Annotated in this window: 11 protein-coding genes; 4 read left to right on the top strand and 7 right to left on the bottom strand. The window is 70.9% G+C overall.

What is annotated here, in order from left to right; genetic code table 11:
• Positions 1-127: 127 nt before the first annotated feature.
• The 7 genes from EYF70_RS11875 to EYF70_RS11850 form a co-directional block, all read right to left on the bottom strand.
• The gene (locus EYF70_RS11875) at positions 128-1,816 is read right to left on the bottom strand and encodes an ABC transporter substrate-binding protein (RefSeq protein WP_165497639.1); all 1,689 of its coding nucleotides are present in this window, start codon (positions 1,814-1,816) and stop codon (positions 128-130) included.
• A gap of 64 nt (positions 1,817-1,880) precedes the next feature.
• Positions 1,881-2,810 (bottom strand): FecR family protein, encoded by a 930-nt coding sequence (locus tag EYF70_RS11870; protein WP_165497638.1) that lies wholly within the window; start codon positions 2,808-2,810, stop codon positions 1,881-1,883.
• Between the two features lie 7 nt (positions 2,811-2,817).
• Positions 2,818-3,339 carry a sigma-70 family RNA polymerase sigma factor gene (locus EYF70_RS11865; protein WP_131145590.1) on the bottom strand — a complete coding sequence of 174 codons (522 nt, stop codon included), beginning with the start codon at positions 3,337-3,339 and terminating at the stop codon, positions 2,818-2,820.
• Positions 3,340-3,742: 403 nt separating this feature from the next.
• Positions 3,743-3,991, bottom strand: a complete 249-nt coding sequence (locus EYF70_RS11860; RefSeq protein ID WP_131145589.1) for a DUF378 domain-containing protein — start codon at positions 3,989-3,991, stop codon at positions 3,743-3,745.
• Positions 3,992-4,159: 168 nt separating this feature from the next.
• On the bottom strand, positions 4,160-4,300 hold the full coding sequence (locus EYF70_RS31065) for a hypothetical protein (RefSeq protein WP_165497637.1): 141 nt from the start codon (positions 4,298-4,300) through the stop codon (positions 4,160-4,162).
• 150 nt (positions 4,301-4,450) lie between these two features.
• The gene (locus EYF70_RS11855; RefSeq protein ID WP_131145588.1) at positions 4,451-6,649 is read right to left on the bottom strand and encodes a hybrid sensor histidine kinase/response regulator; all 2,199 of its coding nucleotides are present in this window, start codon (positions 6,647-6,649) and stop codon (positions 4,451-4,453) included.
• A 57-nt stretch (positions 6,650-6,706) separates the two neighbouring features.
• Complete coding sequence (locus EYF70_RS11850; RefSeq protein ID WP_165497636.1) at positions 6,707-7,516, bottom strand: AraC family transcriptional regulator; 810 nt, start codon at positions 7,514-7,516, stop codon at positions 6,707-6,709.
• 82 nt (positions 7,517-7,598) lie between these two features.
• Here EYF70_RS11850 and EYF70_RS11845 point away from each other — a divergent pair, with 82 nt between their 5' ends.
• From EYF70_RS11845 to EYF70_RS11830, 4 genes are all read left to right on the top strand, one after another.
• On the top strand, positions 7,599-8,045 hold the full coding sequence (locus tag EYF70_RS11845) for a DUF3224 domain-containing protein (protein WP_131145586.1): 447 nt from the start codon (positions 7,599-7,601) through the stop codon (positions 8,043-8,045).
• 184 nt (positions 8,046-8,229) lie between these two features.
• A complete protein-coding gene (locus tag EYF70_RS11840; protein ID WP_131145585.1) occupies positions 8,230-10,869 on the top strand; it encodes a sulfite reductase flavoprotein subunit alpha in 2,640 nt (879 codons plus the stop codon).
• A gap of 218 nt (positions 10,870-11,087) precedes the next feature.
• A complete protein-coding gene (locus tag EYF70_RS11835; RefSeq protein ID WP_131145584.1) occupies positions 11,088-12,158 on the top strand; it encodes a sensor histidine kinase in 1,071 nt (356 codons plus the stop codon).
• Complete coding sequence (locus EYF70_RS11830) at positions 12,155-12,760, top strand: response regulator transcription factor (RefSeq protein ID WP_131145583.1); 606 nt, start codon at positions 12,155-12,157, stop codon at positions 12,758-12,760. Before EYF70_RS11835 ends, EYF70_RS11830 begins: the two co-directional genes overlap by 4 nt.
• Positions 12,761-13,097: the final 337 nt, after the last annotated feature.

Raw genomic sequence — 13,097 nt, 5'->3', positions numbered from 1 at the left:
CCAGCCCTTCGCTGTTGGGGTGAATGCATGCGCTTTCGATGAGCCGGCGACCTTTAACTGAACGGCATTACGGTGGCGACGCCAGCGTTTTTCGCGTCGGCGATATAGCCGGCATCGCCTCCCGCCATCAACGCTCTTTTGCCACCTCCTCCGCCGGCGCCAGCCACGCCCCCGTCAGGATCGGCGTATTGTGCGTGGTGTCGAACAGCACGCCCTTCAGCTGCCGCGAGTAGGCGACCAGGTGATGGCTTTCATGCAGCGGCACGACCGGCACCAGTTCCGTCAGCAGCTTTTGCGCCTGGCGATACAGCGCATCGCGTTCGTTCGCATCGCGGGACCGGCGGGCGCGAAGCAGCAGGTCGTCCAGTACCGGATCGGCGATGCGGCCGGTATCCTGCCCGAAGGTGTTCTGCCGGGCGGTCTGGCTGCTGTGATACAGCAGGAACAGGACATCCGGTGTCGCCGCCGACCACCAGCCGCCGGTCAGCGCATCGTAGGCGCCCGCGCGCACGGCGGCGGGCAGGTCGGCCCCGGCGACAGGTTTCAGGCGCAGCTCGATGCCCACCGCCTTCAGGCCGGACTGGATGGCCAGCACCGATGCGGGCGGCGTTCTTTCGTCGCCGGTCGTCAGCAGCTCCGCGCTCAGGCGCCGGCCACCCTTGCTGCGGATGCCATCCCGGTCCCGTTCCGTCCAGCCGGCCTGGTCGAGCAACGCCGCGGCGCCCGCCGGGTCGTAGGCCAGCACATGCCGGTACGTGTCCACATACCCGGGCGTGTTGGTGCCGAGGTAATCGGCTTTCGCGATGAATTCTCCCGCGCTGAGCTCGCGCGTCACGCGCTCGCGGTCGATGGCGATCGCCGCGGCGCGGCGGATGCGGACATCGTCGAACGGGAAGCGTGCGGTGTTGAATGCCAGGCTGCGCATCGGGCTCCCCGGCCGCACCCTGTTGTAGAACACGAGACCGGGATCGGCCCGCAAGCGCTGCCCATCCGTCAGCGGCGCCTCGAAGGTCAGCTGGTGCCGGCCCTGCTGCAGGCTGGCGGTGCGGGCCGCGTCGTCGGGTACGGCTTCGATGACGATGCCGTCCAGGTAGGCGGGCCCCGCATGGCGGAGATAGTCGGGCGCCCACGCGTAGTCGGCTCGCCTTGCCAGCACGGCCCGCTTGCCCGGCGCGTACTCCGTTACCACGAACGGCCCGGTGCCCACCGGGCGTTCGCCGATGCTGGCCGGATCGCCGCTGATCTGGCGTGGCGAGATGAAGCCCAGCCACGTCTGGGCAAGAAACGACAGGAACGCCGGGTACGGCGCGTCGAGCCTTGCCTCGAAGGTGTACGTATCGACTGCGACCCCTTCCACGTACGGCGACAGATAGGCGGCCGCGATGCGCGATTGCGTGCCGAGTTTCTTGATCCGCTCGAAGTTGATCCGTACCGCTTCCGCATCGAAACGCGTGCCATCGCTGAACGTCACATCCTCGCGCAGCCGGAAAGTGACCACGCGGCCATCGGGCGATACCGTCCACGACTTCGCCAGCCATGGCATCGCGGCGCCTGCGCTGTCCAGATAGACCAGACTGTCGAAGACCAGCCGGCTTTGCCACAGCAGGTTGCCCGCGTGAAGCTTGTGGATGTCGAAGGAACCGGCTTCGTACGATGCGCTGGTCACCAGCACGCCGCCGGGGCGGCCGGGGGCTTGCTGGATATAGTCGCTGGCCGGGTAGGTCGGGACTGCCGGGCCGGCCTGCGCGACGGCCGCGCCGGCTGCCCCGAAAGCCAGGATTAAGGCGGCCAGGAGATGGGTGGTGCGAGGACGCATGCAGGTTCCTTTGGTTGGATGGTTGTGCAACGGGACGGCGAAGACGCGCGCGAGGCTGGTCGCATCATTCGATGATCGCCAGGAGTCCATAACGGTTCACGCGCACCGGCAGCGCGCCGGCGATCTGCCGCAGCGCACCGTCCAGGTCGGCCAGGCGGAAGACGCCGCTGATGACGTGGCCGGCCGCCGCGCCGGACACGCGCAGGATGCCGCGGTGGTAGCGGCCGAACGCTTCGGCCAGGTCGGGCAGCGGCAGGCGGTCGGCCACCAGCATGCCGCGCGTCCAGCCGGCGGCCGCGTTGAACGACAGCGGCGACGACAGTGCCCCTGCCCCATCGAACGTCAACGTGTCGCCGGACGCCAGCTCGACGGCGCGCACGCCGGGTACCCGCAGCACGGCGCTGCCGCCGCGCACGGCGACGATGCCGCGCCGCCCCAGGCGGCCCGCGCACAGCTCGGCGCCGTCGCAATCGATGTCGGCGCCGGCCACCGTCACGGTAAGTGCGCGCCGCGCCCGCACCAGCAGTTGCCCCTGGCGCAGGTGCAGGCGCATCGGGCCGCGCCCAGTGCCGAGGTCGATGCGCGACGCGGCATCGAAGCGCAGCGCCGAGCCGTCCGCCAGCGTGGCCGCGCCGTGTTCGCCGACGCCGCTGCGCCACGTGGCGTCGTAACCCAGTTCATGCGCCAGCTTCCAGCCGCCGGTCCCGGAAATGGCCAGCACCGCCGTACCGAACGCGGCGCGCAGCGCGCGGCGGCGCTCTTCCACGGGATGGCGCAGTGCGCGCGCCACCGCGATGCCGCCGCCGCTGCCACTGCGCCCGCCCATCAGGCCGAGCCGCCGCTGCAGCGATGCCCATGCCGCCGCATGCTCCGGCGCGCCGTCATGCCACTTGCGGAACGCCCGCAGCGCGCGCTCGTCCGTCGCCGGCTCGCGCAACCGCACTTCCCACTCGATGGCTGCCCGCTCGGCCCCGCTGCGTTGATCGACACTCATGCCGCGCTCACGCCGCGGGCCAGCAGGCGGCCAGCGCCTGGGCCACGTACTTGCGCACCATGCTGGTCGAAACGCCGAGGCGCACCGCGATCTCGGCATAGCCCAGTTCCTCGAACTGGCTGAGGATGAACGCTTCGCGCGCCTTCGCCGACAGCGTGGCCAGCGCCGCATCGATGCGCACGATTTCCTCGACCGTCATGCAGACTTCCTCGGCCGATGCGCCATGGCCTTCCGGGCGCTGCGCCAGCTCGGCCAGCCAGGCCCGCTCCAGGTCGCGGCGGCGCCAGAATTCATAGGTGAGGCGGCGCGCGATCGTCGTCAGCAGCGCGCGCGGCTGCCTGACATGGCCAACTTCGTCGAGCGCGGCCAGCTCGGTGAAGGTGGAGGCGGCCAGGTCTTCCGCATCGTTGCGGGAACCGACCAGCCGGTGTACGGTGGCCGTCAGCCAGCCGTAGCTGCGCCTGAATTCACTGCTGAGCCATTCGTTGCGCAGCGCCAGGGAATTGCTGTGTCGGGGTGCGGCGTTCATGTTTCGTCCATCGGGAATTGCGCGGCAAGATGCGGCGGGCAGCGGCACCGGGCGGCGGAGACCGGCCCCGGCGCGGTGCATGGCCGCGCCGCCAATATAGATGGACCGATAACGGAACAGAACGAACCATTCCAACTATGCTTGCTTGGAATTCGCCGCTACGGCAGAGCCGGGGAAATCGGACGGGAGGGAGAACAGATCAGGCGGAAAAGCCGGGAGTGGCGAACAAACAGGGGGCAATCAGGGGCAATCAGACGACAGGCAGACGACAGGCAGAGGACAGGCAGCGCACCAGCGGAGCACAGGCGGACCAAAAGCTGAGCAAAGGCGGCGGACAAACAAAAGCCGGGGTGGCGACAAGCCGCGGCCCCGGCGCTCTACTGGACGGTTCGATCGGGAACGTTCAGTGATTCGGCAGCTTCTTCGCCGCCAGGTAGATCCCGTACAGCGCGGACAGGCCCACCAGCGCATACACGATGCGCGAGGCGGTGGTCTGTTCACCGAAGATCGCGGCGACCAGGTCGAACTGGAACAGGCCGACCAGCCCCCAGTTCAAGCCGCCCACGATCAGCAGCACCATCGCGATCCAGTCCACGGCATTCATAGCCTTGTGCGCGACCACGTCGGCCGAGCCGGTATTCATCGTTGCCATCAGCTACTCCTCGATACAGGTTGCGAGGACCCGCACCACGCGAGCCGAGGCCATTGTAGGCCGGCGGTCCGGCTATCGCAGTCGGAGCGCGATCCAGTCCGGCGTAGGATCACGCCTAGATTCGAGGGGGAAACAAGGTCGGGAGGCAAACAAGACCGGCTGACCGGCTCAGCGGGGGTTGCGGCGGCGTTCGCCATGCCGGTGGAATTGCGGCGCGCACAGCACCCGCAAGGCGATCTCGCGGGGCACGCCGGCGCGCTGCATGAACTCCAGCGCCGGATGGATGCCGTCCGCCTCGACAATTTTCAATGCATCTTCCACGCACGCTGCCGTCGTTGCGTCAGCGCGCGACCTCGTCGTGCCCCGTTCCGCCATGATGCCGATCCTGTTGAAGAAACCATAAATGCTACACCAAGCGAGGGTGGCATGGCGCGCACGATCTTGTCTTTATTTCAAGCATCATGCGGCCAGCGCGCGCCGCAAGTCCTCCAGCGATGCCGGTTTCGTCAGATGCAGGTCGAAGCCCGCCGCCGCGGCACGCGCCACGTCGCCCTTGCGGCCATAGCCGGTCAGGGCCACCAGCCGCAGGGCGCGCCCGTCCGCCGCCGCGCGCAAGGCCATCGCCAGCGCATAGCCATCCATGTCCGGCAACCCGATGTCGAGCAGCGCGGCATCCACCGGCCCGTCGCCATACGCCGCCAGCGCCTCGTGCGCGGTATGGGCGACCTGCACATCGAGCCCGATATGGCGCAGCATCAGCGCACTGGAACGCGCGGCATCCTCGTTGTCGTCGACCAGCAGCACGCGCAGCCCCTGCGGTACCGGCACGTGCGGCGCCTCGACGGGCGCCAGGCCCGGTTGCGCCAGCGGCAGCAGCACCTCGAACGTGCTGCCCAGCCCGGGGCCGGGGCTGTGCGCCGCCACCTGGCCGCCATGCAGCTCGACGATCTTGCGCACGATGGCCAGGCCCAGCCCCAGGCCGCCGGTGCGGCGCGCCAGTTGCTGGGGCGCCTGGTAGAACGGCTCGAACACCCGCGCCAGCAGGTCCGGCGCCATGCCGGCGCCGCGGTCGCTGACGGCCAGCCGCGCCATCGGCCGGTCCCCCACAATTGCCTGAGCCAGCGTGATGGCCGCTTCCCCGCCGCCGAAACGGCCGGCGTTCGACAGCAGGTTGCCCAGAACCTGGGCCAGCCGGCTGTCGTCGCCGGCCACCCACAGCGACGGCGGCGCCTGCACTGTCACGCGCAGGCCGGCGGCGGCGGCGGCGGCCTGCCGCGCGATATCGGCCAGGTCGACCGGCCGCAAGTCCAGCTCCAGCTTGCCCGACGCGATGCGCGATACGTCCAGCAAGTCGTCCACCAGCCGCTTCAGGTGCGCCACCTGGCGCCGCAGCACGGCGCGCTCGCGCTGCGCGCCCATCTCGCCGCGCAAGTCCATCAAGTCCAGCGATGCCACGATCGGGCTGAGCGGATTGCGCAGTTCGTGCCCCAGCACCGCCAGGAATTCATCCTTGGCGCGGCCGGCTTCGCGCGCCTCGGCCAGCGCCGCCTCCTGCGACGCCACGGCCCGCTCGAGGGAGGCCAGCAGGTCCGAACGTTCCCGTTCGTGCCGGTCGCGCGCGGCGGCCGCGGCGGCCAATGCCTGGCCCATCTGTCCGATCTCGCGCACCCGTGACGGCTCCACCGCCACCGGCGCGCCGGCACCGAGCGCGGCGGCGCCCTGCACCAGGCTGTCGATGCGGCGCACGATGCGGCGCGACAGCAGCGACGCCAGCCCGATGCAGGCGGCCAGCGTCAGCGCCAGGCCCGCCGCGTACACGACGGCACCACGCAGCACGGGCGAGCGCAGCGACGCGGTCGGCGCGCTGACGACCACCGTCCAGCCCCAGCGCGACGAGGTGGTGAACGCGGTACGCACGGGCACATCCTCGATGGTGCGCGAATCGCCGGTGCCCTCCCGCGCGGAACGCATCAGGCGCTGCAGCCCGGGGCTGGCCAGGCCGCCCAGGTAGCGCTCGTGCTCGCGCGAACGGGCCACGCGGCGGCCGTCGCGGTCCATCACGGCGATCACCCAGTCGTCCGGCGCGCGCTGGCGCCGGATCACGTTGACGATACGGTCAGGCGCGATGACGGCGGACAGCACGAACCGGCCGCGGGGCAGGTCGATGGGCAGCCGCACGGGGAAAGCGGCACGGCCGCCGGCGCCGCGCATCACGCCACCGGCCACGGGTGCATCGCCGGCGGCCGCGCGGGCCAGGCTGGCAGGGTCGGCCACGGGTGCCGGCGCCGCGCCGAACGGCGCCATGGTGCGGAACACCGAGCGCCCCGCCGCATCGGCCAGGATCACGCCGAGCCACTGGGCTTGCGCCGCGGCGTGCTGCGTGGCCAGTTCATGGAAGGCACGCAGGTCCCCGGTGCGCACGGCCGGGGAGTTGGCAATGCCGCCCAGCACCGCGGCGGCGCCGTCATGCTCGGCGTCGACGGCCGACGACAGCGCCCGCGCCAGTTCGAGCATCGAACGGTCCTGCTCGCGCTGCTGCACGTCGGCGGCCGCCATCAGGCCCCAGGTGCCGAGCAGCGCCAGCGGCAGGAAGCCGATCGCCGTCAGCAGTAACAGCAGATGGCGCAGGCTGAGGGTAATGCCGCGGCGATCGTGCATGGGTCGGGCCCGGCCAAGGAAAAGGCCGATTATAACGGGCGAATACCGGCCGCACCGTCACGCGCCCGCCATCTGTCCCTTCCAATACGCCAGTGGCGAGCGGCCCACCAGCGCGGTAAACGCACGGGTCAGGTGGGCCTGGTCGAAGAAGCCCAGTCGCTGCGCCAGGCCGGCGAGATCCGGGCAGGCGGGTCCTGCCAGCAGCGCCGCGGCCTCCTGCAACCGGTAGCGCTGCACCACCCATTTCGGCGGCACGCCGACCTGGTCGCGGAACAGCCGCTGCAGCCCCCGCTCGGGCAGGCCGACGGCGGCCGCCAGCATGGCCACGGACCCCGGCCCGTGCTGCGCCGCGGCCGCGTCGAGGGCCTGCTGCGCCAGCGCCGCGCGCGGATCCGGCCGGGCCATTGCGGCGGCCGGCGCCAGCAAGGCATGGACCGCGCCGATCACGCCGGCATCGTCGGCCGCGCCCAGCACCTGCCGTTCGGCGGCGGCGCCATCGATGCCGGACAGCTCCGCCAGCGGCACGATCCGGCCGGTGAGCGACGCGGCGGCGCCGGTCCACCACGGGCGCTGGCCGCCGGCGCGGAAACGCACGCCCACGGCACGCCCGCTGCCCGCCAGGACCTTGTCGAACGGTCCGCGCACGATGCCGTGCAGCGCGCTGGCCCCGCTCTCGAACACGAGGTGCGCGTGCGGATACGGCAGCACGCGCTGCACCTGGGCCGGCGCGCCGCCCAGGTCCCATTCGACCACCCACAGGTACTCGACGAACGGCGCCAGGGCTGGCGGCGGCGGGTGGCGCCGCAGGGCGAAGCGGCGCGCCATCGCCCGCGGGTCGAGGATGCCCTTCGGGGTACCGTCCGGCATGCCAGGTCCGATGTCGTTTTTTTCCAATCCGCCTCCGTCCGCGCTTGCTAAAGTGGCGCCATTATCAACCAGGGAGAACCCCATGCATACCATTGCCGCCCTCGCGCTCGCCGCCGGCCAGGCCGCCAGCCCGGCCGAGGTGAAAGGAACCTTCGACGTGACGATCACGCCCGTGCCGGAAGCACGCACCGCGCCGGACGATACACGGGGGCGCATGCGGTTCACGAAGACCTTCCAGGGCGCGCTGTCCGGCACCAGCGAGGGCGAGATGCTGACGGCCGGCGCGCCGGCCAGCGGTTCGGCCGGCTATGTCGCGCTGGAGCGCTTCACGGGCACCCTGGGCGGGCGCCGCGGCAGCTTCGTGATGCAGCACTCGGGCACCATGCACGGCGGGCGCCAGGATCTGTCGATCGCGATCGCGCCCGGGTCGGGCACCGGCGAACTGGCCGGCATCGCCGGCAGCGCCACCATCGATATCGCCGGCAAGCAGCATTTCTATACGCTGCGCTACACCCTGCCGGCGCCGTGACCGGGAAGGTGCGGCGCAGCGCATGACAGTGGAAATCAGGCGCGTGCAACGGCAACGCGGCGTCGAGGCCCCTGTCCGGAATGATTCTCATTACTGGCGATTGCGCCTATAATGCCAGTCACCCGAACCTCCGCCGCCACCGCCGCGCCCCGCGCCTGCCGGTGCGGCGTGTCAAGCGCCCATCATGAAACGCGATTCCCTGCCCGCCGGCGTCACCCCTGCCAGCCCTGCCGCTTCCCAACCCATCGCTTCCCGCCGCTGGACCCTGCCGACCTGGAAGCAGGCCTGGTTCCAGCTGCACTGGTTCGTCGGCATCACGGCCGGCACGGTGCTGGTCGTGATCGGCCTGAGCGGCGCCCTGCTGGTGTTCAAGGAAGAAATGCTGGACCTGGCCAACCCGGGCGTGCGCCACGTGCCCGCGCAGAATGCGCCGGCCCTGGCGCCCCAGCAGGTGGCCGAGGCGGTCCGTGCCGCCCACCCGGAGCGGCGCGTCGCCTCCGTGATCGTGTACTCGGCACCGGGCACCGCGGCCCGCGTCGGCCTGGCGGCGCTGCCGGGCCAGCCGCGCGGCGAATCGGTGTACGTGCATCCCTATACAGGCGCGTTGCAGCCGCACCTGGCCGGCGAGGCGGCATTCGAATGGATCGAATTCCTGCACCGCTGGCTGCTGTTGGAGCGCGAGACGGGCAAGCCGGTCACGGGCACGCTGGCGCTGTGCCTGCTCGGCCTGGCGCTGTCCGGCCTGTACCTGCGCTGGCCCCGCAATGCGCGCAACTGGCGCACCTGGCTGACGTTCGACACGCGCCTGAAAGGCCGCTCGTTCCTGTGGGCGCTGCACGCGGTGGCCGGGACCTGGGCGCTGGTCGCCTACCTGGTCTTCACGCTGACCGGCGCCTACTGGGCGTTCGACGTGGTGCGCAGCACGGTCGATGGCTGGGCCGGCGTGAAGCGCCCGCCGCGCGAGGCGCCCGCCAAGGCGTCGTCCAGGATGCCGGGCGGGCAGCGCGCCAAAACCATGCCGGTCGACCTGGCGCCGGCCTGGAACACCTTCGTCGGCACCGCGCCGGGCTGGCAGATGGCCTTCCTGCGCTTCACCGACAAGCCCAACGACCCGATCCAGGTAGCCTGGCTGGCCGCCGACGCGCCCCATCCCCGCGCGCGCGGCGCCATGACGATCGCGCCGGACGGCACGCTGGTGAAGCATGAACCGTATGCGGCGAAGTCCGCCGGCGCGCGCGCCCTGACCACGCTCTATCCGCTCCACATCGGCACCTACTTCGGCCTGCCCGGGCAGATCGCCATGATGCTGGCCAGCCTGGCCCTGCCCGGTTTTGCCGTGACGGGCTGGATGCTGTACCTGAAGCGCCGCCGCCAGGCACGCGCGGCGCGCACCGAACGCGCCCGCCTGCAGGCGATCGACGGGGCGGCCGGCCCGCTGGCCATGGCGGCCGTCGCGCCGGTGCTGGTCGCCTACGCCAGCCAGACGGGCCAGGCCGAAAGTCTCGCGCTGCGCACCGCGGCGGCATTGCGCTCCTCCGGTACGCCGGCCGACGTGCGGGCCGTGGCCACGCTGGCGCCGCGCGACCTGGCCGGCTACGGCGAAGCGCTGTTCGTCGCCAGCAGCTATGGCGAAGGCGAACCGCCGGATGGCGCGCGCCGCTTCGCCCGCCTGCTGGCCGAACGGGACGACCGCCTGCCGGGTTTGCGCTACGCCGTGCTGGCCCTGGGCGACAGCGCCTACGCGCGCTTCTGCGGCTTCGGCCGCGCGCTGGACGACCGCCTGGCGGCGCTGGGCGCCACGCGCCTGTTCGCGCCGGTCGAAGTGGACAATGGCGACGAAGCCGCGGTGGCGCGCTGGTCGGCGGCGCTGGCCTGCCTGGGCGCCGCGCCGCTGGCCGAGGTGGCCGCCGGCGCCGGCGCGCCATGGCAAAGCTGGACCCTGGCGTCACGCACCCTGCTGAACCCCGGCAGCCTGGGCGCACCGCTGCATGAAGTGCGGCTGGAGCCGGACGGGGACGCCGCGACGGCCGGCTGGCTGCCCGGCGCTCTGCTCGAGCTCGAAGCGCGCCATGCCGACACGGTGGTGCAGGCGTGGCTGGCTCAGTCCGGGCTGGATGGCCGGGCCGTCGTCGGCGAGCACACGCTGGCCGGCTTGCTGGCCACCAGCGAACTGCCCGATGCGGACCACCGCTTCGCTTCGGCCGGGGCGTGCGCCGCGGTGCTGAAGCCGCTGGCACCGCGCCGCTATTCGATCGCCTCGCTGCCCGCCGATGGCGCGGTGGAATTGCTGGTACGGCAAGTGCGCCATGAACAGGGCCTGGGGCTTGCGTCGGGCTGGCTGACGGCACATGCGGCGCCGGGTACCGCGGTGCGCGCACGGCTGCTGGCCAATCCCGGCTTCGCCCCGGTCGACGCCGACGTGCCCTGCATTTACATCGGCAACGGCTCCGGGCTGGCCGGGCTGCGCGGCCACCTGCGCGCCCGCGTGGCCGCCGGCCGCCAGCGCAACTGGCTGGTGTTCGGCGAACGCCAGCGTGCTTTCGACAGCCTGTGCGCGCGCGAAGTGCAGGGCTGGGCCGCCACCGGCTTCCTGCCGGAACTCGACCTGGTGTTTTCGCGCGATGGCGAAGGCTACGTGCAGGACCGCCTCCGAGCCCGCGCCGGCCTGCTGCGCGCCTGGATCGGCGATGGCGCCGTGCTGTTCATCTGCGGCAGCCTGCAGGGCATGGCTGGCGGCGTCGATGCCGCGCTGGCCGACCTGCTGGGCCGCGACACGGTGGAACTGCTGGCGGCCGAAGGACGGATCCGGCGCGACGTGTACTGATCCCTGCCCCTCGCCTGCCCCATCTGGCCAAGCGATAACCGGGCAATTCGATGGGTCCTCACGGATTTGTCCCGGGTTGAAGCGGGCTTTATCCCTTCCCTACCCCTATCCCGCCATGCCGGCCTCTCTCTTTGGTGGGAGGCCGCCGGCAGGAATGGCCGGCCCGGCGACCACCCGTCATATACTGCCGGCAACCAACAACCAGTGATTGCCTTGCCATGCCCGGTACCCTGCGCTCCGCCCTGCTGAAGGCGGCCATCGTGCTGCTGACAGCCGCGATTTTCGCGCTCGATGCGTTGACCTCGATGGACAGCGCGATCGCCGTCATGTACGTGGTCGTGGTCCTGGCCACCGTCCACGTCTGGCCCACGCGCGTGCTGGCGGTGACGGCCCTGTGCCTGGTGCTGACGGCCACCGCGCATTTGGTCACCAGCTGGTTCGGCGTCGTCAATTCTTCGCTGGCGCGCTGCGCCGTCAGCCTCGCGGCGATCGGCATCAGCGGCTACCTGGCCCACGCCGGCGCGCAAGCCACCGCCCGCCTGCTGCAACGCGAGGAATCGCTGCGGCTGTCGCGCATGCAGCTGGCGCACGTGACGCGGGTCACGACGCTGGGCGAACTGGCGGCGTCCATCGCCCACGAGGTGAACCAGCCGCTGGCCGCCATCTCCGCCAATGGCGAAGCGGCACTGCGCTGGCTGCGCCGCCAGCAACCCGACCCGCAGGAAGTCGAACATGCGCTGCAACGTATGCTGGCCGACACCTGCCGCGCCAGCGAAGTCATTCGCCGCATCCGCGCGCTGGCACAGAAAGGCGAGGCCACGTTCGCGCCGGTCGACCTGCCCGGCATCATCCACGATTGCGCGGCGCTGCTGCAGCGCGAACTGGCCAGCCATGGCGCCACGCTGGTCGTCGAGGTGGCGGACGGCCTGCCGCCCGTCGCCGGCGACCGGGTGCAGCTGCAGCAGGTGCTGATCAACCTGCTGATGAACGGCATGCAGGCCATGGAGCCGCGCGGCGGCACGCTGCGTCTCGTCGCGGCGGCGCTTCCATCCACCCATGGCGACGGCGTGCGCATCGCCGTCACCGACCAGGGCCCGGGCATCCCCGACGACCAGTGCGGCCGGCTGTTCGAGCCGTTCTACAGCACCAAGCCGGACGGCATGGGCATGGGCCTGCCGATCTGCCGCTCCATCGTCGAGGCGCATGGCGGGCGCATCGCGGCCGTGCCCGGCGGCCCCGGCGCGACGCTGGAAGTCACGCTGCCGTGCTCCCGGCAGGCCGCCGCATGAAGCCGCTCGTCTACATCGTCGACGACGACGCGGCGCTGCGCGAGGCCCTGTCGAGCCTGTTGCGCTCGGCGGACATGGACGTGGCCACGTTCGGTTCCGTCGCGGACTTCATGGAACACTGCCGCGACGACCGCAACAGCTGCCTGCTGCTAGACGTACGCCTGGGCGGGCACAGCGGCATGGACCTGCACGCCGAGCTGAAGTCGCAGGGCTGCGCGCTGCCGGTCGTCTTCATGACCGGGTTCGGCGATATCCCGATGTCGGTGCGCGCGATGAAGGCCGGCGCCGTCGACTTCCTCGCCAAGCCGGTGCGCGTGGAGGAATTGCTCGACGCCGTCAACCAGGCCCTGGCCCGCGACGCCGCCGACCGCACCGAACACGCCACCCTTGCCGGGCTGCGCCAGCGCTACCAGACGCTGACACCGCGCGAACGGGAGATCATGGCGCTCGCCGCGCGCGGGCTGATGAACAAGCAGATCGCCGCCGAGGTGGGCACCAGCGAAATCACCGTCAAGATCCACCGCGGCCAGGCCATGAAGAAGATGCAGGCGAAGACGTTCGCCGACCTCGTGCGCATGGCCGAGGCCCTGGACCTACGCTGACGCCCCTGCACATCCGCGACATCCGGAAACCGGTCACAGGCTCCGATTATGAAACCGGTGAAAAAAACCGGTGACAGGCTCCGATTATGTTTGAAACCTTCTCTTCTTTCGGAAACCCGTACCTGTTTACGTTTTCACTTTCGCGAACGTCTTCCCTCCGCGGAACGTTTTACTCTTTCGAGCGCCTTGGACACGCCGCTATCGCGTTTCGGAACCACTTTCGAAATAATCGGAGCCTGTCACCGGTTTCGGAAACATAATCGGAGCCTGTCACCGCTTTTGCCTCATGGTTCGCCGAGGCGCTATACCCACGTATGATTCCCCTCCCCCGCCGCGC

This window comes from Pseudoduganella albidiflava, assembly GCF_004322755.1.
Classification (GTDB): Bacteria; Pseudomonadota; Gammaproteobacteria; order Burkholderiales; family Burkholderiaceae_D; genus Rugamonas; species Rugamonas albidiflava.
This window is presented reverse-complemented; position numbering and strand designations above follow the sequence as displayed.